General features: G+C 64.9%; 18 protein-coding genes and 2 tRNA genes. 19 read left to right on the top strand and 1 reads right to left on the bottom strand.

Annotation, left to right across the window (positions count from 1 at the left end):
* The 19 genes from nuoF (at position 1) to J2X70_RS06955 (ending at position 22,803) form a co-directional block, all read left to right on the top strand.
* Positions 1-1,341: an NADH-quinone oxidoreductase subunit NuoF gene (nuoF, locus tag J2X70_RS07045; protein WP_025876206.1), complete on the top strand. Its 1,341-nt coding sequence runs from the start codon at positions 1-3 to the stop codon at positions 1,339-1,341.
* Positions 1,338-3,572 carry an NADH-quinone oxidoreductase subunit NuoG gene (nuoG, locus tag J2X70_RS07040; RefSeq protein ID WP_025876207.1) on the top strand — a complete coding sequence of 745 codons (2,235 nt, stop codon included), beginning with the start codon at positions 1,338-1,340 and terminating at the stop codon, positions 3,570-3,572. Before nuoF ends, nuoG begins: the two co-directional genes overlap by 4 nt.
* Entirely contained in the window at positions 3,569-4,663 is a 1,095-nt protein-coding gene (nuoH, locus tag J2X70_RS07035; RefSeq protein ID WP_025876209.1) for an NADH-quinone oxidoreductase subunit NuoH, read from the top strand. The genes nuoG and nuoH overlap by 4 nt, the downstream gene beginning before the upstream one ends.
* A gap of 3 nt (positions 4,664-4,666) precedes the next feature.
* Positions 4,667-5,155, top strand: a complete 489-nt coding sequence (nuoI, locus tag J2X70_RS07030; protein ID WP_005417924.1) for an NADH-quinone oxidoreductase subunit NuoI — start codon at positions 4,667-4,669, stop codon at positions 5,153-5,155.
* A gap of 9 nt (positions 5,156-5,164) precedes the next feature.
* The gene (locus J2X70_RS07025) at positions 5,165-5,824 is read left to right on the top strand and encodes an NADH-quinone oxidoreductase subunit J (RefSeq protein ID WP_025876216.1); all 660 of its coding nucleotides are present in this window, start codon (positions 5,165-5,167) and stop codon (positions 5,822-5,824) included.
* Positions 5,821-6,132, top strand: a complete 312-nt coding sequence (nuoK, locus tag J2X70_RS07020; protein WP_032951897.1) for an NADH-quinone oxidoreductase subunit NuoK — start codon at positions 5,821-5,823, stop codon at positions 6,130-6,132. Before J2X70_RS07025 ends, nuoK begins: the two co-directional genes overlap by 4 nt.
* A gap of 7 nt (positions 6,133-6,139) precedes the next feature.
* Positions 6,140-8,299 carry an NADH-quinone oxidoreductase subunit L gene (nuoL, locus tag J2X70_RS07015; RefSeq protein WP_025876220.1) on the top strand — a complete coding sequence of 720 codons (2,160 nt, stop codon included), beginning with the start codon at positions 6,140-6,142 and terminating at the stop codon, positions 8,297-8,299.
* Between the two features lie 23 nt (positions 8,300-8,322).
* Positions 8,323-9,831, top strand: coding sequence for an NADH-quinone oxidoreductase subunit M (locus J2X70_RS07010; RefSeq protein WP_025876221.1), 1,509 nt, complete (start codon positions 8,323-8,325; stop codon positions 9,829-9,831).
* A gap of 15 nt (positions 9,832-9,846) precedes the next feature.
* The gene (gene nuoN, locus J2X70_RS07005; protein WP_025876222.1) at positions 9,847-11,307 is read left to right on the top strand and encodes an NADH-quinone oxidoreductase subunit NuoN; all 1,461 of its coding nucleotides are present in this window, start codon (positions 9,847-9,849) and stop codon (positions 11,305-11,307) included.
* A 128-nt stretch (positions 11,308-11,435) separates the two neighbouring features.
* A tRNA-Met gene (locus J2X70_RS07000) sits at positions 11,436-11,512 on the top strand.
* Between the two features lie 84 nt (positions 11,513-11,596).
* Positions 11,597-11,673, top strand: a tRNA-Met gene (locus J2X70_RS06995).
* A 400-nt stretch (positions 11,674-12,073) separates the two neighbouring features.
* Positions 12,074-12,664, top strand: coding sequence for a ribosome maturation factor RimP (gene rimP, locus J2X70_RS06990; protein ID WP_025876223.1), 591 nt, complete (start codon positions 12,074-12,076; stop codon positions 12,662-12,664).
* Between the two features lie 4 nt (positions 12,665-12,668).
* On the top strand, positions 12,669-14,180 hold the full coding sequence (gene nusA, locus J2X70_RS06985) for a transcription termination factor NusA (protein WP_025876225.1): 1,512 nt from the start codon (positions 12,669-12,671) through the stop codon (positions 14,178-14,180).
* Positions 14,181-14,272: 92 nt separating this feature from the next.
* Positions 14,273-16,915: a translation initiation factor IF-2 gene (gene infB / locus J2X70_RS06980; protein WP_309909583.1), complete on the top strand. Its 2,643-nt coding sequence runs from the start codon at positions 14,273-14,275 to the stop codon at positions 16,913-16,915.
* Between the two features lie 92 nt (positions 16,916-17,007).
* Entirely contained in the window at positions 17,008-17,391 is a 384-nt protein-coding gene (rbfA, locus tag J2X70_RS06975; RefSeq protein WP_025876229.1) for a 30S ribosome-binding factor RbfA, read from the top strand.
* Positions 17,392-17,500: 109 nt separating this feature from the next.
* Complete coding sequence (gene truB, locus J2X70_RS06970) at positions 17,501-18,409, top strand: tRNA pseudouridine(55) synthase TruB (protein ID WP_248149282.1); 909 nt, start codon at positions 17,501-17,503, stop codon at positions 18,407-18,409.
* 177 nt (positions 18,410-18,586) lie between these two features.
* Positions 18,587-18,847, top strand: coding sequence for a 30S ribosomal protein S15 (rpsO, locus tag J2X70_RS06965; RefSeq protein WP_005410445.1), 261 nt, complete (start codon positions 18,587-18,589; stop codon positions 18,845-18,847).
* A gap of 148 nt (positions 18,848-18,995) precedes the next feature.
* Complete coding sequence (pnp, locus tag J2X70_RS06960) at positions 18,996-21,104, top strand: polyribonucleotide nucleotidyltransferase (protein WP_025876239.1); 2,109 nt, start codon at positions 18,996-18,998, stop codon at positions 21,102-21,104.
* A 133-nt stretch (positions 21,105-21,237) separates the two neighbouring features.
* Positions 21,238-22,803, top strand: coding sequence for a tetratricopeptide repeat protein (locus J2X70_RS06955; protein ID WP_309909580.1), 1,566 nt, complete (start codon positions 21,238-21,240; stop codon positions 22,801-22,803).
* Here J2X70_RS06955 and J2X70_RS06950 read toward each other — a convergent pair.
* The gene (locus tag J2X70_RS06950; RefSeq protein WP_309909578.1) at positions 22,772-23,836 is read right to left on the bottom strand and encodes a serine hydrolase; all 1,065 of its coding nucleotides are present in this window, start codon (positions 23,834-23,836) and stop codon (positions 22,772-22,774) included. The genes J2X70_RS06955 and J2X70_RS06950 overlap by 32 nt on opposite strands.
* Between the last annotated feature and the right edge of the window lie 38 nt (positions 23,837-23,874).

Genomic DNA, 23,874 nt, shown 5'->3' with positions numbered 1-23,874 from the left:
ATGGCACATCACCACGAATCCAAGGGTCCGGTCGGCCCCGCGCCGCTGCCGCACCAGGTGGTCTACACCACCCTGCATTACGACACCCCGTGGTCGTACGAAAGCTATCTGAAGACCGGTGGCTACGCTGCCCTGCGCAAGATCCTCGAAGAGAAGATCCCGCCGGAGCAGGTCATCGAGATGGTCAAGGCCTCGGGCCTGCGCGGCCGCGGCGGCGCCGGTTTCCCGACCGGCCTGAAGTGGTCCTTCATGCCCAAGGGCAACGTGCAGAAGTACATCCTCTGCAACTCGGATGAATCCGAGCCGGGCACCTGCAAGGATCGCGACATCCTGCGCTACAACCCGCATTCGGTGGTCGAAGGCATGGCGATTGCCTGCTACGCCACCGGTTCGACCGTGGGCTACAACTACCTGCGCGGTGAATTCCACCACGAGCCGTTCGAGCACTTCGAGCAGGCCCTGGCCGATGCCTATGCAAACGGCTGGCTGGGCAAGAACGTGCTGGGCTCGGGCGTGGATATCGACATCTACGGCGCCCTGGGTGCCGGCGCTTACATCTGCGGCGAAGAAACCGCGCTGATGGAATCGCTGGAAGGCAAGAAGGGCCAGCCGCGCTACAAGCCGCCGTTCCCGGCCAATTTCGGCCTGTATGGCAAGCCGTCGACGATCAACAACACCGAAACCTACGGTTCGGTGCCGGCGATCATCCGCAATGGTCCGGAGTGGTTCAAGGGCCTGAGCCTGACCGCCAATGGCGGCCCGAAGTGCTTCTCGGTGTCCGGCTGCGTGCAGAAGGGCGGCAATTTCGAAGTGCCGCTGGGCACCACCTTCGACGACCTGCTGGAAATGGCCGGCGGCCTCAAGCCGGGTCGCAAGCTCAAGGGCGCGATCCCGGGCGGCGTGTCCATGCCGGTGCTGACCGCGGCCGAGCTGAAGGGCCTGCCGATGGACTACGACACCATCCGTGCGCTGGGCTCCGGCCTGGGCTCCGGTGCGGTCGTGGTGCTGGATGACAGCGTCTGCTGCGTCAAGTTCGCCTGCCGCATCAGCCAGTTCTTCCACAAGGAATCCTGTGGCCAGTGCACCCCGTGCCGCGAAGGTACCGGCTGGATGCACCGCGTGCTGGAGCGCATCGTCGCCGGCAAGGCCACGATGGAAGACCTGCACCAGTTGAAGACCGTGGCCGGCCAGATCGAAGGCCATACCATCTGTGCGTTCGGCGAAGCGGCGGCATGGCCCATCCAGGGCTTCCTGCGCCAGTTCTGGGACGAATTCGAGTACTACATCGTCAACGGTCATTCGATGGTTGACGGCAAGAAGGTGGAGGCAGCCGCTGCATGAGCGCGCAACCCATAAATCCCAGCGTGCCACCGGACCACGTCACCATCGAGATCGATGGCAAGTCGCTGGTCGTGCCCAAGGGTTCGATGATCATCCAGGCCGCCGACAAGGCGGGCATTTCGATTCCGCGCTTCTGCTACCACGAGAAGCTGCCGATCGCTGCCAACTGCCGCATGTGCCTGGTGGATGTGGAAAAGTCGCCGAAGCCGGCACCGGCCTGCGCCACGCCGGTGATGGAAGGCATGAAGGTCGCCACCCGCAGTGAAAAGGCGCTGAAGTTCCAGCGCTCGGTGATGGAGTTCCTGCTGATCAACCACCCGCTGGATTGCCCGATCTGCGATCAGGGCGGCGAGTGCGAGCTGCAGGACGTGTCGCTGGGCTACGGCCGTTCGGTCAGCCGCTTCAACGAGCGCAAGCGCGTGGTGGCCGACGAGGACATGGGCCCGCTGGTCGCCACCGAGATGACCCGCTGCATCCAGTGCACCCGCTGCGTGCGCTTCACCGCCGACGTTGCCGGTACCTATGAACTGGGTGGCATGTACCGCGGTGAAAACCTGCAGATCGGCACCTACGACGGCAAGCCGCTGACCACCGAGCTTTCGGGCAACGTCGTCGACGTGTGCCCGGTCGGCGCGCTGACCAACAAGGTGTTCCAGTTCCGCGCCCGTCCGTGGGAACTGACCGCGCGCGAATCGCTGGGCTACCACGACGCGATGGGCTCGAACCTGTTCCTGCACGTGCGTCGCGGCGAAGTGCTGCGTACCGTGCCGCGCGACAACGAGGCGGTCAACGAGTGCTGGCTGTCCGATCGTGACCGTTATTCGCACCAGGGCCTGTACAGCGAAGACCGTGCGGTCAAGCCGCTGCGCAAGGTCAACGGCGAGTGGAAGGAAGTGAGCTGGGCTGAAGGCCTGGCCGCGGCCGCAGAGATCCTCAAGGCCAACCAGGGCGACAACCTGGGCGTGCTGGTGCACCCGTCGACGTCGAACGAAGAGGGCGCACTGCTGGCCCGCCTGGCCACCGGCCTGGGTTCGGCCAACATCGACCACCGCATCAACAACCGCGACTTCTCCGACGCCGCCACTGCCGAAGTGTTCGGCCTGCCGCTGGCCGAGATCGAAGGCGCGGACCGCATCGTCGTGCTCGGCAGCAACATCCGCCACGAGCTGCCGTTGCTGCACGCCCGCCTGCGCAAGGCGCAGACCCAGAACGGCGCGAAGATCCACGTGGTCAACCCGGTCGACTTCGACTTCGCGTTCAGCGTTGCCGGCAAGCAGATCGTGGCTCCGTCGAAGTTCGCCGATGCGCTGGCCAACGCCGAGCTGCGTTCGGCGGTGCAGGGCGGTACCAATACGGTGCTGATCGTCGGTGGCATCGCCGAGAACCATCCGCAGGCTGCCGCGATCCGCGCCGCTGCGCGTGATTTCGCCGCCGCCACCGGTGCCAAGCTGTGCCGCATCCCGCAGGGCGCCAATGCGATCGGCCTGACCCGCGCCGGCGTACTGCCGGCCGGCAAGGACGTCGCTGCGATGCTGGCCGATCCGCGCAAGGCCTACGTGGTCTACGGCCTGGAACCGGGCCTGGACTTCGCCGATGCTCCGGCCGCGCGCAAGGCGCTGGTCGGCGCACAGGTGGTGGCCTTCAGCCAGTTCGCCTGCGCCTCGACCCGCGACGTTGCCGACGTGATCCTGCCGATCGGTGCGCTGCCGGAAATCGATGCCACCCTGACCAACCTCGATGGTCGCGAGCAGTCGGCGCGTGCCGGCGGCAAGCTGCCGGGCGAGGCCCGCGAGGGCTGGCGCGTGCTGCGTGCACTCGGCGGTGAGCTGGCCGTGGCCGGTTTCGAGTTCATCGACCTGGCCGGCCTGCGCGCCAGCCTGGCACCGGTGAACGTGCAGGTGTCCGCTTCGGCACAGCCGGTGCTGGCGGGCGAGGGCATGGAAGTGGCCTCGACCGCTGCGATCTACCGCACCGATGCGGTGGTCCGTCGCGCCCCGGCGCTGCAGTCGCATCCGCTCAACAACGCCCCGCGCATCGTGCTCAACGCTGACGATGCCGCCCGCCTGCAGCTGCAGGAAGGGCAGATGGCCAAGGTCGGCACCGATGCCGGCAAGGCCACCCTGCCGGTGGTGGTCGACGCCCGCGTCGCTGCGGGTTCGGTCTGGATTGAATCGGGCCACGGCGCAACCGCGCCGCTGGGTGCCGCTCGTGTTTCGGTGGTGGCTGCATGAACGAATTGCTGATTAACGCTGTCGATCCGCTGCACCAATGGCTGCTTGGCCTGGGTGACATCGGCGCGCTGATCTGGATCATCCTGAAGATCCTGGTGATCACCGTTCCGGTGATCGTCTCGGTGGCCTTCTACGTGGTCTGGGAACGCAAGCTGATCGGCTGGATGCACGTCCGCCACGGCCCGATGTACGTGGGCATGGGCATCTTCCAGGCCTTCGCCGACGTCTTCAAGCTGCTGTTCAAGGAAGTCCTGCAGCCCAGCAGCGCCAACAAGGCGATCTTCCTGCTGGCGCCGCTGATCACCCTGGCCCCGGCCTTCGCCGCGTGGTCGGTGGTGCCGTTCGACCATCAGCTGGTGCTGTCCAACGCCAATGCCGGCCTGCTTTACCTGCTGGCGATGACCTCGCTGGGCATCTACGGCATCATCCTCGCCGGTTGGGCCTCCAACTCGAAGTACGCGTTCCTGGGTGCCATGCGCGCCTCGGCGCAGATGATCAGCTACGAAATCGCGATGGGCTTTGCCCTGGTCGGCGTGATGATCGCTTCGGGCAGCCTCAATCTCAGCAACATCGTGATGGCCCAGGCCGGCAGCTCCGGCTTCTTCGACTGGTTCCTGATCCCGCTGTTCCCGCTGTTCGTCGTGTACTGGGTGTCCGGCGTCGCCGAAACCAACCGCGCGCCGTTCGACGTGGTGGAAGGCGAGTCGGAAATCGTCGCCGGCCACATGGTCGAGTACTCCGGCGGTGCGTTCGCCCTGTTCTTCCTGGCCGAATACGCGAACATGATCCTGATCAGCTTCCTGATCTCGATCTTCTTCCTCGGCGGCTGGCTGAGCCCGATCCAGGGCTGGGTCAACCCGGGCGAGATCTCGCCGTTCATCGACTGGATCTGGAAGGGCGGCTGGCCGTGGCTGTTCGTCAAGGTCTTCTTCTTCGCCAGTGCCTACATCTGGTTCCGAGCAAGCTTCCCGCGCTTCCGCTATGACCAGATCATGCGCCTGGGCTGGAAGGTCTTCATCCCGCTGACCATTTTCTGGATCGCGGTTACCGCCGTCATGGTGTTCTTCGGCGTGATTCAAAAGGGCGTCTAAGTGATGAACAGGATTACCCATTACTTCAAGAGCCTGCTGCTGCTCGAACTGCTGGCCGGTCTCTGGCTGACGCTGAAGTACAGCTTCAAGCCGAAGTACACGATGATGTACCCGATGGAGAAGTTCCCGCAGTCGCCGCGCTTCCGTGGCCTGCATGCCCTGCGCCGTTATCCCAACGGTGAAGAGCGCTGCATCGCCTGCAAGCTGTGCGAAGCGGTGTGCCCGGCATTGGCCATCACCATCGATTCGGCCAAGCGCGAGGACGGCACCCGCCGTACCACGCGCTACGACATCGATCTGTTCAAGTGCATCTTCTGCGGCTTCTGTGAGGAAAGCTGCCCGGTGGACTCGATCGTCGAGACCCACATCCTCGAGTACCACTTCGAGAATCGTGGCGAAAACATCGTTACCAAGCCGCAGCTGCTGGCCCTGGGCGACCGTCTCGAATCCGAGATCGCCGAGCGTCGTGCCGCCGATGCCGCTTACCGCTGAGGTCGAGAGATGGATTGGGTAAATATCGCTTTCTGGGTCTTCGCCATCGCGGCAACGGTTTCGGCCGGTGCGGTGATCAGCGTGCGCAACCCCGTGCACGCTGTCCTGTGCCTGGTGCTGACCTTCTTCTCCATCGCCTGCGTGTGGCTGCTGGTCGGCGCCGAGTTCCTCGGCGTGGCACTGGTGCTGGTCTACGTGGGTGCGGTGATGGTGTTGTTCCTGTTCGTGGTGATGATGCTCGACATCGATCCGGACAAGCTGCGTGAAGGCTGGGTGCGCTACCTGCCGGTCGGCCTGATCGTGGCCGTGGCGATGCTGGTGCAGATGCTGATCCTGATCGGCGTGAAGGGCAGGACGGTCAACCCGTTCCCGGCCGACAACGCCGCCGCGCTCGCCGCCGACAGTTCCAACGTCACCTGGCTGGCACGCAGCCTGTTCACCGAGTACCTGCTGCCGTTCGAGTTCGCCGCCGTCATCCTGACCGTGGCCGTGGTCGCCGCGGTGATGCTGACCCTGCGCCGTCGTGAAGGCCTGAAGACGCAGAACCCGTCGCAGCAGACCATGGTCAAGGCACACGACCGCCTGCGCATGGTCAAGATGGACGCCGAACAGCCGCAGATCCACAGCAACAGCACGCCGGCCGCGGGCGACGAGGAGACCAAGGCATGATCTCGATCACTCTGGGCCACATCCTGGCGCTGGGCGCGGTGCTGTTCTGCATCAGCCTCGCCGGCATCTTCCTCAACCGAAAGAACATCATCGTCCTGCTGATGTCCATCGAGTTGATGCTGCTGTCGGTCAACATCAATTTCGTCGGGTTCTCCCGGGAACTGGGGGACACGGCCGGCCAGCTGTTCGTGTTCTTCATCCTGACCGTGGCTGCTGCCGAGGCCGCCATCGGCCTGGCGATCCTGGTGACCCTGTTCCGTACACGCCGCACGATCAATGTCGGCGAAGTCGATTCGTTGAAGGGCTGATCCACAGATGGAAATCACTCTCTCCAAGAGTCTGTTGATCGCAGTGGTGCTTGCACCGCTGTTCGGCAGCATCATCGCCGGCCTGTTCGGTCGCCAGGTCAAGCGCTTCGGTGCGCAGACCATCACGATCCTCGGTGTCGCGGTTGCCTGCGGCCTGTCGATGCACACGCTCTACCAGCTGCTGTGGGGCGGGGCGCAGCCGTTCAACCAGAACCTGTACACGTTCTTCGAAGTCGGCCAGTACTCGGCCCATGTCGGCTTCATGGTCGACAAGCTGACCGCGATGATGATGGTGGTGGTGACCTTCGTGTCGCTGCTGGTCCACATCTACACGATCGGCTACATGCAGGATGATCCGGGTTACCAGCGGTTCTTCAGCTACATCTCGCTGTTCACCTTCTCGATGCTCACCCTGGTGATGAGCAACAACTTCCTGCAGCTGTTCTTCGGCTGGGAAGCAGTGGGCCTGGTGTCGTACCTGCTGATCGGTTTCTGGTTCAAGCGCCCGACCGCGATCTTCGCCAACATGAAGGCGTTCCTGGTCAACCGCGTCGGCGACTTCGGCTTCCTGCTGGGCATCGCCGGCGTGTTGTGGGTGTTCGGTACCCTGGACTACTCGCAGGTGTTCTCGCAGGCCGGCATGCTCGCCGACCCGCGCGCCCAGCTGCAGATCTGGGACGGCACCATGTTCGGCATGCAGCTGCTGAACGAGCCGGTGATCTGGTCGATCGCCACCGTCATCTGCATCGGCCTGTTCATCGGTGCCATGGGCAAGTCGGCCCAGGTTCCGCTGCACGTCTGGCTGCCTGATTCGATGGAAGGCCCGACCCCGATCTCGGCACTGATCCACGCCGCGACGATGGTGACCGCCGGTATCTTCATGGTCACCCGCATGTCGCCGCTGTTCGAGCTGTCGCAGACCGCGTTGAACTTCATCCTGTTCATCGGTGCCACCACCGCGTTCTTCACCGGCCTGATCGGCATCGTGCAGAACGACATCAAGCGCGTCGTCGCGTACTCCACGCTGTCCCAGCTAGGTTACATGACCGTGGCGCTGGGCGTGTCGGCGTACTCCGCTGCCGTGTTCCACCTGATGACCCACGCCTTCTTCAAGGCGCTGCTGTTCCTGGGTGCCGGCTCGGTCATCATCGCGATGCACCACGAGCAGGACATGCGCAAGATGGGCGGCCTGCGCAAGTACATGCCGATCACCTTCATCACCATGTGGATCGGTACCCTGGCCCTGGTCGGTACGCCGTTCTTCTCCGGCTTCTACTCGAAGGACACCATCATCGAGGCCGCCGAGATCCACGCCCACATGCAGGACAGCTGGGTGGCCACCTATGGCTACTGGGCGGTGCTGGGTGGCGTGCTGGTGACCAGCTTCTACAGTTTCCGCCTGCTGTTCCTGACCTTCCACGGCAAGGAACGCTTCCGCGACGCGCACGATGGTCATGGTCATGGTCATGACGACCACCATGCTGCCGATGCACATCATGCCGACGCGCATGACGACCACGGCCATGGCCACGGTCCGCATGAGCCGCATGAAACGCCGTGGGTGGTGACGCTGCCGCTGATCCTGCTGGCCATCCCGTCGATCGCCATCGGTTTCTTCAGCATCGGTCCGATGCTGCACGGCACCGACTGGGCCGGTCACCACGCCCACGCGGCGATCAAGGGCCAGGTCAACACGTTCTTCACCGGCATCGTCGATTTCTACGATCCGGCCAAGAACACCGTGGCCTTCCTGGGCGAGGAGTTCCATGGTCCGGTGGCGTTCGCGCTGCACGGCATGATGCTGCCGCCGTTCTGGCTGACCCTGGCAGGCTTCCTGCTGGCTGCGTTGTTCTACCTGTGGAAGCCGGACCTGTCGGGCAAGGCACGCAAGACCTTCGCCCCGGTGGTGTCCGTGCTGGAAAACAAGTACGGCTTCGACAAGCTGTGGATCGATGGCTTTGCCGGTGGCAGCGTCAAGCTGGGCAAGGTCTCGCGCTGGATCGACAGCAACATCGTCGACGGCGTGGTCAATCTCTCGGCACGTGTTGTGGACGTCGCAGCCAGCGTGCTGCGCCGTACCCAATCCGGTTTCCTCTATCACTACGCCTTCGCGATGATCATCGGCCTGATTGCCCTCCTGGGCGTGCTGATGCATTACCTGCGTTGATGACCTGTACGGAATAAGAAGACGTGTCGAACTGGCCTCTACTCAGTGTCCTCATCTGGCTGCCGATCCTCGGCGGTGCCCTGATCCTTGCGATCCGTGATGCGCAGACCGCCCGCTGGGCGTCGCTGGGCGTCGCGGTGCTGACCTTCGTGGCGAGTCTGTCGCTGCTGGGCGGCTACAACCCGGGCATCGACGCGCTGCAGTTCGTCGAGACCCACGCCTGGATCCCGACCTACAACATCGGCTACAACCTGGGCGTGGACGGCATCGCCGTAGCGCTGATCCTGCTCACCACGCTGGTCAGCGTGCTCGCCCTGATCGGCGCCTGGAGCGCGATCGACAAGCGCGTGAACCAGTACGTCGCCGCCTTCCTGATCCTGGAAGGTGTCACCGTCGGCATCTTCGCCGCCACGGACGCGATGCTGTTCTACGTGTTCTTCGAGGCGATGCTGATCCCGATGTTCCTGATCATCGGTGTCTGGGGTGGCCCGCGTCGCATCTACGCCGCACTGAAGTTCTTCCTCTACACCTTCCTCGGCTCGGTGCTGATGCTGGTGGCGCTGATCTACCTGTACATGAAGGGCGGCAGCTTCCAGCTGGCCGACCTCTACGCACTGCAGCTGTCGGGCAAGGAACAGACCTGGATCTTCTTCGCCTTCCTGATCGCGTTCGCGGTCAAGGTGCCGATGTTCCCGGTGCATACCTGGCTGCCGGACGCGCACGTGGAAGCGCCGACTGCCGGTTCGGTGATCCTGGCCGCCATCGCGCTGAAGATCGGTGGCTACGGCTTCCTGCGCTTCAACCTGCCGATCGTTCCCGATGCCTCGCAGGAATGGGCATGGCTGGTCATCGCGCTGTCGCTGATCGCAGTGATCTACGTCGGCCTGGTCGCCCTGGTGCAGGACGACATGAAGAAGCTGATCGCCTATTCGTCGATCGCGCACATGGGTTTTGTCACCCTGGGTACCTTCATCGCCCTGTGGCTGGTGCGTGAAGCCGGCAACGTCGATGCGGCCCGCCTGGGCCTGCAGGGCGCCATGGTGCAGATGATCTCGCACGGCTTCGTGTCCGGCGCGATGTTCTCCTGCGTCGGCGTGCTGTACGACCGGATGCACAGCCGCCGCATCGCCGATTACGGCGGCGTGGTCAACGTGATGCCGTGGTTCGCCACGTTCGCCATGCTGTTCTTCATGGCCAACGCCGGCCTGCCGGGCACCAGCGGTTTCGTCGGTGAATTCATGGTCATCCTGTCGGCGTTCCAGCGGAACCCGTGGATCGCCCTGGGCGCAGCCACCACCCTGATCATCGGTGCGGCCTACACCCTGTGGCTGTACAAGCGCATCTTCTTCGGTGAGGTGGCCAACAGCCACGTCGCCGAACTGAAGGACATCAACGGCCGCGAATGGCTGGTGCTGGGCGTGTTCGCCATTGGCGTACTGGCCCTGGGCATCTACCCCAAGCCGCTGACCGACCTGATGGAGCCCTCGATCGCAAAGCTGGCGATGCAGATCGCATCCAGCAAGTTGCTGTAATTCCAGGATTTGATGATGACCACCTCGCCGCTGCTGCCACTGACCGCTGCTGACCTGCCACCGCTCGCTCCCGAGCTGGTGCTGATCGGCAGTGCCTTCGCCCTGATGATCCTCGACCTGTTCGTCAGCGAACGGAACAAGATCGTCACCCACCTGTTCTCGGTCGCCGCACTGGCCGTGGTGCTGTTCATGCTGGCCACCGGCGTGGGCGGGCAGGGGGAGGTCTTCCATGGCATGTTCGTGCGCGATACCGCCGCGGACGTGATGAAGACCGGGATCGTGCTGCTCAGCGGCCTGACCCTGATCTACGGCTGGGGCTACCTGCGCGAGCGCAAGCTGTTCCAGGGCGAGATTCCGGTGCTGATCCTGTTCGGCACCGCCGGCATGATGATCCTGGTGTCCGCCGGCAGCCTGCTGATGGTGTACCTGGGCCTGGAACTGCTGGCCCTGTGCTCCTACGCACTGGTTGCCAGCAACCGTGACAACGGCCTGGCCTCGGAAGCGGCGATGAAGTACATCGTGCTCGGTTCGCTGGCCTCGGGCCTGCTGCTGTACGGCATGTCGCTGATCTACGGCGCCACCGGCAGCCTGCACCTGGACGCCATCCAGGCCGCCATCCCGCACTCGGAAGAGCGCGTGCTGCTGGTCACCGGCGCGGTGTTCATGATTGCCGGCGTTGCCTTCAAGCTGGGTGCCGCACCGTTCCACATGTGGCTGCCCGACGTGTACCAGGGTGCCCCGGCGCCGGTCGCGCTGTTCATCAGCTCGGCGCCGAAGCTGGCCGCTTTCGGCATGGCTTACCGCCTGCTGGAAATGGGCGTGGGCCCGCTGTCCACCGAACTGCAGCTGCTGATCGCTGGCCTGGCCGCGGTCTCGCTGGTGATCGGCAACCTGATGGCCATTGCGCAGAGCAATCTCAAGCGCATGCTGGCGTTCTCCACGGTCTCGCATATCGGCTTCCTGCTGATGGGCATCGCCGGCGGCGGTTCGCAGGGCTATGCGGCCGCGCTGTTCTACGCCCTGGCCTACGCGATCATGTCGACTGCTGCTTTCGGCGCGATCATCGCGCTGTCGCGCGCCGGTTTCGAGGCCGAGAACATCGAGGACTTCAAGGGCCTGAACGCCCGCAACCCGTGGATGGCCGGCCTGGTGCTGTGCATCATGGCGTCGCTGGCAGGCATTCCGCCGTTCCTCGGTTTCTGGACCAAGCTGGCCGTGCTCGGCGCTGCCATCAATGGCGGCCTGCTGTGGCTGGCGATCCTGGGCGTGCTGTGTGCCGTGGTCGGCTGCTTCTACTACCTGCGTGTCATCAAGGTCATGTACTTCGATGAGCCGGTGGGCGAGGCCATGCCGCGCAGCAAGGATCGCGTGCTGGGTGTCGTGCTGGGCGTGAACGCACTGGCATTGCTGGCGCTCGGCCTGGCCTGGAACCCGATCATGGTCTGGTGCCAGCAGGCATTTGCGCATCTTGCATAAAAGTTGACACAAAGCTGCGCGATTCGTGTAATATACGCAGCTTGAGTTGTCACTGCAGCGGTTCAGCCAGAACATCGTTGCGGAGCGCCTCCCTCGCCAGAGTGGGGCAGCGGTTCAAACACTTCCGGTGCGGGGTGGAGCAGTCTGGCAGCTCGTCGGGCTCATAACCCGAAGGTCGCAGGTTCAAATCCTGCCCCCGCTACCAACACATCGAATCGGCGCCAACCAATTCGATGAATGAGGAAAAGCTTGCAGGTTTTGAAGTTATCCCTCATAATTCCGCTTCTGATGCGGGGTGGAGCAGTCTGGCAGCTCGTCGGGCTCATAACCCGAAGGTCGCAGGTTCAAATCCTGCCCCCGCTACCAAGTAAAGAATGCGCCTTCGAAGCTCTGCTTCGAGGGCGTTTTTCTTTGCGGCTTCCGCCGATCCGCCGGGCATGGCCCGGCGCTACCATCGCGCGGTCACCCGGTAGCGCCGGGCCATGCCCGGCGAGTGCAGCGGAGGGTTTCAGGACGGCCGCAGCCTTGCACCAGAGCGGTGCAGGGGCTATCATCAGCGGCCTAGAAGTACCCCTGACGGCGGCGCTCCCCATCGGAGATCCACCCGGAAGGAGGGCCGCAGCACGCTTGTTCAGCGCGTTGCAACCGGAATCCAGTCACCGGAGTCTTTCCGGAAAAGGGGCCCAGCGGGCCCTTCGTCGTTTTCGGGGCGTCATGTTTCCATGCTGGCCAAGGCCGGCACCCAACCAAGAGATCAAGGCAGGCTGTGAGCGACAAGGCAACCGACATCGCGAATCTGCTCGCCCCGACCGTTGTGTCGCTGGGCCTGGAGCTGCTGGGCGTTGAGTATCTGCCGGCCCCCGGCGGTGCGACCCTTCGCCTTTACATCGACGTGCCGCTGGCGGAACAGCCGGAGCGCATCATCAATGTGGACGACTGTGAGCGGGTAAGCCGCGAAGTGTCCGCACAGATGGACGTCGAAGACCCGATCAGCGGCAATTACACGCTGGAAGTGTCTTCGCCGGGCGTGGATCGCCCGCTGTTCAACCTGGAGCAGTTCGGTCGTCACCTCGGCGAATCGGCCAAGGTCACCCTGAAGCTGCCGCAGGAAAACCGTCGTCGCCTGCAGGGTCGCATCGAAGCGATCGACGAGGCGCAGGGCAGCATCACCTTCATCGTCGACAACGCCGCACTGGTGGTGTCGGCCGACAACATCGACAAGGCGCGGATCATGCCTGACTGGGTGGCGCTGGGGCTGGCCCCGAGCAAGCCGACCGGTCCGGCACCGAAGCGTCCGAAGCCGAACAAGAATTCTTCTTCCAACGAGCCGGCGGCAAAGAAGCCGCGCGCGGAGTGAGCCAATGAGCAAGGAACTGTTGCTGGTAGTGGACGCGGTCGCCAATGAGAAGGGCGTGCCGCGTGAGGTGATCTTCGATGCCATCGAGGCCGCCCTGGCCTCGGCAGCGAAGAAGCGCTATCCCGACGAGGAAGTGCTGACCCGCGTGGTCATCGATCACAAGGATGGCAACTACGAAACCTTCCGCCGCTGGGAAGTGGTGGCCGACGACGTAGTGATGGAATCGCCGGATCGCCAGATCCGCCTGATGGACGCCATCGACGAAGCCGAAGGCGTGGATGTCGGCGATTACATCGAAGAGCAGATCGAGAACCCCGACTTCGGTCGCATCGCCGCCCAGGCCGCCAAGCAGGTGATCGTGCAGCGTGTGCGCGAAGCCGAGCGCCAGCAGGTGGTCGATGCCTGGGCCGATCGCGTCGGTGAGCTGATCACCGGTGTGGTCAAGCGCGCCGAGCGCGGCAACATCTATGTCGACCTGGGCGGCAACGCCGAAGGCTTCATTCCGAAGGACAAGGGCATTCCGCGTGATGTCCTGCGTGCCGGCGACCGCGTCCGCGGCTACCTGGCCGAAGTGCGTTCGGAGCCGCGTGGCCCGCAGCTGTTCATCAGCCGCGCCGCACCGGAATTCATGATCGAGCTGTTCAAGCTGGAAGTGCCGGAAGTCGGCCAGGGCCTGGTGGAAATCAAGGCCTGCGCCCGCGATCCGGGCGACCGCGCCAAGATCGCCGTGCTCGCCCACGATGCCCGCACCGATCCGATCGGCGCCTGCATCGGCATGCGTGGTTCGCGCGTGCAGGCCGTGTCCAACGAGCTCAATGGCGAGCGCGTGGACATCGTCCTGTGGAACGAGAACCCGGCCAACTTCGTCATCAACGCGATGGCGCCGGCCGAAGTGCAGTCGATCATCGTCGATGAAGACAAGCATTCGATGGACCTGGCCGTTGCTGAAGACCGCCTGGCCCAGGCGATCGGCAAGGGCGGCCAGAACGTGCGCCTGGCCAGCCGCCTGACCGGTTGGCAGCTGAACGTGATGACCCAGGACCAGGTGACCGCCAAGTCGGAAGCCGAGCAGGCTTCGGCTCGCCAGCTGTTCATGGACAAGCTGGAAGTGGACGAGGAAATCGCTGGCATCCTGGTCAGCGAAGGCTTCGGCACGGTCGAGGAAATCGCATATGTACCGGTCGGCGAACTGCTGGCCGTGGAAGGTTTCGACGAAGACATCGTCGAAGAGCTGCGCGCACGTGCCCGCGATGCGCTGCTCAATGAGGCCCTGGCAGTCGAGGAAGGCCTGGAGGACGGCCAGCCGGCGCAGGACCTGCTGTCCCTGAAGGGCATGGACGAAGCCACCGCATATGCGTTGGCCGGCCACGGCGTGCGTACCAGCGAGGACTTGTCCGACCTGGCCGCCGACGAGGTCATGGACTTCGGCATCGAAGGGCTGGACCAGGAGCGCGCCGCGGCGCTGATCCTGGCCGCGCGTGCCGAGGAAATCGCCCGACTGGAACGCGGCGAATGAGCCGGCAATGAACAGGGCCCTGAGCCGATCAGGGCGTAGAATCCGCGCCACCTCCAGATGCGGGGGGGCGCCCACAAGATCATAGGATCCGAATGTCGCAGCAAACCACCATCCGCAAGCTTGCTGAACTGGTCAATACACCGGTCGAAAAACTGCTGGAACAGCTGGCTGGTGCCGGCATGAAGTTCAGCGGTCCCGACCAGGTCGTGACCAGCTCCGAGAAAGTGAAGCTCCTGGGCTTCCTTCGTCGCTCGCATGGCAAGCCCGAGCAGGCCCCGGAAGAGACTGATCAGTCTGCCAAGAAGATCACCCTCAACCGTCGCAAGCAGCAGGAAGTGACGGTCAATTCCGGTCGCAGCAAGACAACCGTGAACGTGGAAGTGCGCCAGAAGCGCACCTACGTCAAGGCCGATGGTGGTCGCGCGATGACCCCGGACGAAGAGCGTGCCGACATCCTGCGCAAGCTGGAAGAGTCGCGCGCACGCAACCTCGCCGAGCAGCAGGCACTGGCCGAGAAGGACCGCCTGCGAGACGAGGAAATCGTCCGCAAGCGCGAGGAAGAGGTCGCTGCCAAGGAGCGTGCCGAGGCCGAGAAGAAGGCGGCCGAGGAAGCTGCGGTCGCCGCCAAGGCTGCCGAAGCCTTGGCTGCCAGCCAGCCCAAGGTGCGCGCGCCGATCGACGAAACCGCGCCGCGCCCGCCGCGTGCTCCGGCTGCAGCCCCGGCTGCTCCGCGTAGTGCGCCGCCGCGCAGCGACGACCGCAACAATCGCAACGCGCCGCGCAACGAGCGTGGCCCGGGTGATCGCTTTGCCGGTCAGATGCACTTGTCCGCCGCCGATCGTGCGCGCCGTGGCAGCAGCAACAACAGCAACAACCGTGGTCGCCCGGGCAGCCGTCCGACGTCCGGCCGTCGCGACATGTCGCGCGGCGGTGGCAATTCCGGCCCGCACGCCTTCGAACGTCCGACCGCACCGGTCGTGCGTGAAGTGGCGATCGGCGACACCATCACCGTAGCCGACCTGGCGCAGAAGCTCGCGCTGAAGGGCGGCGAGGTGGTGAAGGCGCTGTTCAAGATGGGCGTGATGGCCACCATCACCCAGTCCATCGACCACGACACTGCGGCACTGGTCACCGAAGAACTGGGTCACAAGGCGATCCGCGCCAGCGACAACGACGCTGAAGACGCGCTGTTGGCATCGGCTGGCGAGAACCAGGGCGAGGCCGTGCAGCGTCCGCCGGTGGTCACCATCATGGGCCACGTCGATCACGGCAAGACCTCGCTGCTGGATTACATCCGTCGCACCAAGGTCGCCACCGGCGAAGCCGGCGGCATCACCCAGCACATCGGTGCGTACCACGTTGAAACGCCGAAGGGCGTCATCAGCTTCCTGGATACCCCGGGCCACGCCGCGTTCACCTCGATGCGTGCCCGCGGTGCCAAGCTGACCGATATCGTGGTGCTGGTCGTGGCTGCCGATGACGGCGTCATGCCGCAGACCAAGGAAGCGATCCAGCACGCCCGTTCGGCGGGTGTGCCGCTGATCGTGGCGATCAACAAGATCGACAAGTCCGGTGCCGACCCGATGCGGGTCAAGAACGAGCTGCTCTCCGAGCAGGTCGTGGCCGAAGACTTCGGTGGCGACACCCAGATGGTGGAGATCTCGGCCAAGACCGGCCTGGGCATCGACGATCTGCTGGAAGCTGTTTCGGTCCAGGCTGAACTGCTGGAACTGAAGGCGGTCGACGACGGTCGTGCCAACGGCGTGGTCATCGAATCGTCGCTGGACAAGGGCCGTGGCCCGATCGCGACGGTGCTGGTGCAGCAGGGCCGCCTGAAGAAGGGCGATTACCTGGTGTGCGGCATCCAGTACGGCCGCGTGCGTGCGCTGTTCGACGAAACCGGCAAGCAGCCGGAGTTCGCTGGTCCGTCCATCCCGGTGCAGGTCCTGGGCCTGTCCGGCGTGCCGGAAGCCGGTGACGACTTCGTCGTCGTTGACGACGAGCGTCTGGCCAAGGACGTTGCCCAGCAGCGTGAGACCAAGCGCCGCGAATCGCGCCTGGTCGCCACCGCGGGCAGCCGCATGGAAGACATCATGGCGACCCTGGGCAAGGGCGAGGGCCAGCAGGTCCTCAACCTGGTCATCAAGGCCGACGTGCAGGGTTCGGTGCAGGCGTTGAGCCAGGCTCTGGTGGCGCTGTCCAACGACGACATCCGCATCAACGTGATCCACTCCGGCGTGGGCGGTATCACCGAGTCGGATGCCAATTCGGCTGCCGCTTCGAAGGCCACCGTCATCGGCTTCAACGTGCGTGCGGATGCTTCGGCCCGTCGCATCATCGAATCCAACGGCGTGGACCTGCGTTACTTCTCGATCATCTATGACGTGATCGATCAGGTGAAGCAGGTGGCCTCCGGTCTGCTGGGCGTGGAGATCCGCGAAGAGATCATCGGTATCGCCGAGGTCCGCGACGTCTTCCGCAGCTCCAAGCTGGGTGCCGTCGCCGGCAGCATGGTCATCGAGGGCGTGGTCAAGCGCAACAAGCCGATCCGCGTCCTGCGCGACAGCGTGGTGATCTTCGAAGGCGAGCTGGAATCGCTGCGCCGCTTCAAGGAAAACGTCGAGGAAGTCCGCAACGGTACCGAATGCGGTATCGCGGTGAAGGCCTACAACGACGTCAAGCCGGGTGACCAGATCGAGTGCTTCGAGCGTATCGAAGTGCCGCGCACCCTGTAATGCTGTGCGGTGGCCCGACCAACGGTCGGGCCCTACCATGTACATGTAGCGCCCGACCGTTGGTCGGGCGACAACTCAATCAAGAGTCCCTCGTGCCCAAGACTTTCCATCGAACCGACCGTGTCTCCGCCCAGCTGCGCCGTGAACTCGGCACCCTGGTGCACAACGCCGTGCGTGAGCACGGGTTGCCCTCGGTGAGCGTGTCCGACGTGGAAATCACCCGCGACATGGCCCACGCCAAGGTGTTCGTCACCGCGCTGATGCCGGAACGTTCGGTTGAAGCCGTGAAGGGCCTGAAGGAACTGGCCTGGGGCCTGCGCATGGAACTGGCGCGCGCGATGAAGCTGCGGCATGTGCCGGAGCTGCATTTCCACTACGACGACTCGGTCGATCGTGGCGAGCGCATCGACAACCTGTTGCGCGACCTGCCCGATACCGTGGCCGCCGAAAAGCGTCGCGAAGGCGACGAAGAATAACCGCGCGACGCCGGGCATGCCCGGCGTTGTTGCATTCCGGCTGCGCGATGTCTGATGCAGACCGCGCTGCGCGCTCGCTGGGCATGGCCCGGCGCTACCCGTACCTGTCATGACCCGAATTCAGTTCCGCCGCCTGGATGGCATCCTGCTGCTCGACAAGCCGACCGGCATGAGCTCCAACGCCGCGCTGCAGGTCGCCCGTCGCCTGTTCCGTGCAGAGAAGGGCGGCCACACCGGCAGCCTCGACCCGCTGGCCACCGGCCTGTTGCCGCTGTGCTTTGGCGAGGCGACCAAGATTGCCGGCCTGCTGCTGGGCTCGGCCAAGGCCTACGACGCCGAGATCGTGCTGGGCCAGACCACCGATACCGACGACGCCGAGGGCCAGGTGCTGCTCGAACGGCCGGTGCCCGTGATCAGCGCCGAGGCCCTGCAGGCGGCGATCGCGCCGCTGCTTGGCGACATCCTGCAGCGTGCGCCGATCTATTCCGCGCTCAAGCAGGGCGGGGAGCCGCTGTATGTGAAGGCCCGCCGTGGCGACGCCATCGAGGCCCCCGAGCGCCAGGTCAAGGTCCACGCCATCGAGATTCTGGAGCAGCAGCCCGAGCGGCTGCGGCTGCGGGTCACCTGCGGCTCGGGCACCTATATCCGCAGTCTGGCCCGTGACCTGGGTGAAACGCTGGGCTGTGGCGCGCACATCAGCGCCCTGCGGCGCCTGTGGGTGGAACCGTTCCACGAACCGGCGATGGTCACCCTGGAGCAGCTGAGGGCTCTGGTGGAAGCGCAGGATGAGGCCGCCATGGACGCGCTGCTGCTGCCGCTGGCGGCGGGCCTGTCCGAATACCCCCGGGTTGACCTGGACGCCGAGCAGACCCAGCGCTTCTGCGTGGGCCAGCGCCAGCGCGACCTCTCCTGGCCGCGCGGCCTGGTGGCGGTGTTTGGCCCTGGATCGGTGGTGCAGGGCCTGGGCCAGGTCGACGACAGCGGTCTGCTGGCCCCGCAGCGCCGCTTCAACCTCTGAACGAGGAGGCCCGGTTCAGCCCCGGACCTTGTTCCAAAGCCCCCTGGCCGTTACAATTCCGCGGCCGTTTTACGGCAGCCTGCCGAAGGCGGGTTTCATCCATTGTTGGTTCACGGCGAGCCAGGCGGTGCGCGAAAGCGCGTTCCTGCCGGCCACGCATCACAGAGAAAAAAAGACATGTCGATCGACACCCAGAAGGTCATTGAAGACAACAAGCGCAGCTCGGCTGATACCGGCTCCCCGGAAGTCCAGGTCGCACTGCTGACCGCCCGCATCGAACTGCTGACTGGCCACTTCAAGACCCACAAGAAGGATCACCACAGCCGCCGTGGTCTGCTGCAGATGGTCAACCGCCGCCGCAGCCTGCTCGACTACCTGAAGAAGAAGGACGTCGAGCGTTACAAGGCCCTGATCGAGAAGCTTGGCCTGCGTCGCTAAGCAACGAATCCCCCGCGGCGCAGCGATGCGCCGCGGTTTTGTTTTGTAGCACCGCAATACCTTTTTCAGATCGGAACGACCGGTCATCCGTTGGCGGCAAGGGTCGCCCACGGTCCATTCGCAGACAGCATCCCCAAGGACACCCTCCGTGGCAAAAATCACCAAAACCTTCCAGTACGGCAAGCACACCGTCACGCTTGAGACCGGCGAAATCGCCCGCCAGGCCGGTGGCGCCGTCATCGTCAAGTTCGACGACACCGTGCTGCTGGTCTCCGCCGTTGCCGCCAAGAGCGCGCGTGAGGGCCAGGACTTCTTCCCCCTGACCTGTGACTACCAGGAGAAGTTCTACGCCGGTGGCCGTATCCCGGGTGGCTTCTTCAAGCGCGAAGGCCGCGCGACCGAGAAGGAAACCCTGATCTCGCGTCTGATCGATCGTCCGATCCGTCCGCTGTTCCCGGAAGATTACAAGAACGAAGTCCAGATCATCGCCACCGTGATGTCGCTGAACCCGGACATCGACGGTGACATCCCGGCCCTGATCGGTGCCTCGGCTGCGCTGTCGCTGGCCGGCACCCCGTTCAAGGGTCCGATCGCCGCCGCCAAGGTGGGTTACAAGAACGGTGAGTACATCCTCAACCCGACCGTGACCGAACTGAAGGATTCGGAGCTGGAGCTGGTCGTTGCCGGTACCGCCAACGCTGTGCTGATGGTGGAATCCGAAGCCGCGCTGCTGTCCGAAGACGTGATGCTGGGCGCCGTGACCTTCGGTCACCGCGAAATGCAGAAGGTCATCAACGCGATCAACGAACTGACCGTGGAAGCCGGCACCAAGCCGTCGACCTGGGTCGCCCCGGCCAAGAACGACGTGCTGATCAGCGCCCTGCAGGAAGCCATCGGCCCGCGTCTGGGCGAGGCCTTCCAGGTGCGCGACAAGCTGCAGCGCCGCGACGCCATCTCGGCGATCAAGAAGGACGTGGTCGAGTCGCTGGCCGGCCGCGTTGCCGCTGAAGGCTGGAACCCGGCCGAGCTGTCGAAGGAATTCGGCGAGCTGGAATACAGCACCATGCGCAACTCGGTGCTGGACACCAAGGTCCGCATTGACGGCCGTGCGCTGGACACCGTCCGCCCGATCGCAGTGAAGACCGGCATCCTGCCGCGTACCCACGGTTCCTCGCTGTTCACCCGCGGTGAAACGCAGGCCATCGTGACCATCACCCTGGGCACCGCCCGTGATGGCCAGGTCATCGATGCCGTCTCCGGTGAGTACAAAGAGAACTTCCTGTTCCATTACAACTTCCCCCCCTACTCGGTGGGTGAAACCGGCCGCATGATGGGCCCGAAGCGTCGCGAGATCGGCCACGGCCGTCTGGCCAAGCGCGGCGTGCTGGCAGTGATGCCGTCGCTGGAATCCTTCCCGTACACCATCCGCGTCGTCTCGGAAATCACCGAGTCGAACGGTTCCTCGTCGATGGCGTCGGTCTGCGGCTCGTCGCTGGCCCTGATGGACGCCGGCGTGCCGGTGAAGGCTCCGGTGGCGGGTATCGCCATGGGCCTGGTCAAGGAAGGCGATCGCTTCGTCGTCCTGTCCGACATCCTGGGTGACGAAGATCACCTGGGCGACATGGACTTCAAGGTTGCCGGTACCGCTGAGGGCATCTCCGCCCTGCAGATGGACATCAAGATCGAAGGCATCACCGAAGAGATCATGAAGCAGGCTCTGCAGCAGGCTAAGGCTGGCCGTCTGCACATCCTGGGCGAAATGGCCCACGGCCTGACCGCCCCGCGTGAGGAGCTGTCGGACTACGCGCCGCGCCTGCTGACCATCAAGATCCACCCGGACAAGATCCGCGAAGTGATCGGCAAGGGTGGTTCGACCATCCAGGCCATCACCAAGGAAACCGGCACCCAGATCGACATCCAGGATGACGGCACCATCGTCATCGCTTCGGTCAATGCCATCGCTGCCCAGGCCGCCAAGGCCCGCATCGAGCAGATCACCTCGGACGTCGAGCCGGGCCGCATCTACGAAGGCAAGGTCGCCAAGATCATGGACTTCGGTGCGTTCGTCACCATCCTGCCGGGCAAGGACGGCCTGGTCCACGTGTCGCAGATCTCCAGCGACCGCGTCGAGAAGGTCGGCGACGTGCTGAAGGAAGGCGATGTGGTCAAGGTCAAGGTGCTGGAAGTCGACAAGCAGGGCCGTATCCGCCTGTCGATGAAGGCCGTCGAGGAAGGCGAAGGCGCCACCGCCGAGTAATCGACCGCAGGTCGATGACGGTAGGTGTCACCCTTGGTTGACACGCCAGAATGAAAAAGCGGGCTTCGGCCCGCTTTTTCTTTGCCTGTCGTCCGGCGCTGCCGGCGTCGTACCGCGGCGCTATGCTTCACCCATGGACACCCTGCGCCTGCTTGACCTGCAGATCGACCGCCCCGCGCAGCGGGTCAGCCGCGCCGGCGACGTGCTGCCGATCCAGGGGCTGAGCTGGCGCCTGTTCGACGTGCTGCTGGCACACGGCAACGACGTTGTCGACTTCGACACGCTGGCTGCACAGGTGTGGGCACCTGCAGTGGTTGGGGAGGATGCGATCAGCCAGCGGGTCAAGCTGTTGCGGCAGGCGCTGGGTGATGACAGCCGACGCCCGCGCTACATCCGTTCGGTACGCGGGCGCGGCTATCAGTTGTGTGCAGTGCCGACCATCGCACCGCCGGCAGCGGCGGTGCCCATTACCGCGCACCGGAAGAAATGGCCATGGCTTGCAGGTGCCGGTGTCGTCGTTCTTGCCGCTGCCGCCTCGTTCTGGCCGCGCACGCCGGCGGCCGGTGGCCCGCTGCCGTTGCTGCAGCGCGCCGACTATTACGCCAGCATCGGCCAGGCCAGCAACAACGAGCGCGCCATCGCCCTGTACCGGCAGGCATTGCAGGTGGACCCTGATTCCAGTCCGGCGCGCCGCGGCCTGTCACGAGCGTTGTCCGCGCAGGGCTGTCTGTTCAATGGATCGCCCGAGCAGGTCCGGGAAGGGCTGGCGCTGGCCAACATCGAACGTGAACTCGCGCCGCAGGAGGGTGCTGTGTACGCGCTTCGAGGTTATGCCTACGACTGCCTCGGGCAGATGCCGCAGGCCATTTCCCAATACGAGCGGGCGATCGCGCTGGATCCGGACGACGAGCGCACCCGTGCCTCGCTCGCCTACCTGCACCAGGAGCGCGGCCACCTTGCCCTGGCCCTGCGTGCCAATCTTGCATTGACGGCGCCCGAGCGCCTGCGCTTCCGTGATGTGCAGGTGGCGCGCGAACTGGAGCTGCTCGGTTTCACTCACGCGGCCGCGCAGCGCCACGCGCGTAATTTCCAGCTGTATCCGGACAACGTCTTCGCCAACATCGCCTGGCCGCGCAGTCTGTTCGCGGCAGGTGACCCGGGCCGGGCGAGGCAGGCGTTGACCGAGGCGCTGGCACGCGGCACGCCACATCCGCAGTTGCTGCGGCTGCAGGGCGAACTGGCGCTGCTGGCGGGCGATCACGCCGGTGCTGCCGATGCCTTCGAGCGCGGGCGGCAGCTGCGTCCACAGCAATCGCTCGGTCAATCGCTGGCGGCCTTGTACGCGCAGCCCGCGGCATCGCCGGAGTGGGTGGCGTCGCGTCTTGCAATGTTGCAGGCGCAGCGCGGCGACGGGTGGTCCGATGCCGCGCTTGAGCGGGCCCTGCTGCTGCAGGCGCAAGGCGACCCGGAGGCTGCCGTCACCGCGCTGCAACAGGCGGTCGATGATGGCTTCCGCGATGCGGCGTGGTTGCGCTCCACGCCGCTGTTTGCGTCTCTGCACGAAGCGCCCGGCTGGGCGCCGCTGCTGGCGCGCATCGATGCCGATATCGGCCGCCAGCGTGCGCAGGTGCTGGCGGCCGACTGGCGTCCCGCCGGGCTGGCCGACCTCAGCGCAGCGCCGGCAGCAGGAATTCGGTGAGAATGCGGCGCGACTGCGGGTGAGCGATGCTGCGGTTGTAGGCCTGGCTGGTCACCACCGCGACAGCGCGCTGTTGCGGCAGCAGGAACACGTAGTTGCCGCCGTTGCCGGACATCGCCCATACGGTCTGTGGCTGGCCACCGACAGTCAGTTTCAGGCCCCACCATTGATAGCCGTAATCGCTGCCGTCGCCGGCCGTTGCCTGCGGTGACAGCATCGCGGCGACGTAGTCGCGTGGAACCAGCTGGCGCCCCTGCCAACGACCGCCATCAAGCACGAGCTGGCCAAGGCGGGCCAGGTCCCGGCTGCGGTAGCGTGTGCCGCCTCCGCCCATGCCGATGCCCTCCGGGGAACGGTTCCACTGGCTGTGGGTGATGCCCAGTGGTCGTTCCAGTGCATGGGCTGCGTAATTGGCCAGCGGTTGTCCGGTCGCACGTTCCAGTACCGCGCCGAGCACGAAGGAGTTGGCGGTGCAGTAGGCAAACGCGCGACCGTGAGGACTGTCCTCCGGGCGCGCCATCCAGGGCGCGAAGCCCTTCACCGGCAGCGCCAGGGCAAAATCGAGCCAGCGCTCGCCGACGTACATGCGCTCCTCGTGGCCGGCCGAGAACGGGTTCTCGTCGTCGCACTCCCACAGCGTGCTCATCGCCAACAGGTCCTCCACCGTGGTGCCACGCAGGCGGGGGGCCACGTCGTGGTGGGCGACGAAGGCCGGGAAGTAGTCGTACACCTTCGCGCGAACGCCCGGCAGCCGGCCGTCGCCGATCGCTGCGCCGACCAGCAGGGCGGTCACGCTTTTGCTGGCCGAGCGCACGTCGTGCAGGGTCTGCGCATCGGCACCGTTGAAATAGCCCTCGTACACGACCTGTCCATCAACCTGCAGCAGCACGCTGCGGATCTGTTTCAGCTCATCGCTGGCAATGGCCTGCTCCAGCGCGCGCATGCGGCCGGGATCAGGGTGGGCAGGGCCTGCGATGCAGGGGAGGGCGTACAGGCACAGCAGCAGGGTGGACACAGGCAGGGGCGAACGCATGATCGGACTCCATCGAAAGGAGTGCCGATTCGGCCAGA

It is taken from the genome of Stenotrophomonas sp. 1337, from assembly GCF_031455455.1.
Taxonomy (GTDB): Bacteria; Pseudomonadota; Gammaproteobacteria; order Xanthomonadales; family Xanthomonadaceae; genus Stenotrophomonas; species Stenotrophomonas indicatrix.
Note: the sequence above shows the minus strand (reverse complement) of the source record. Positions and strands in the feature narration are given on the sequence as shown.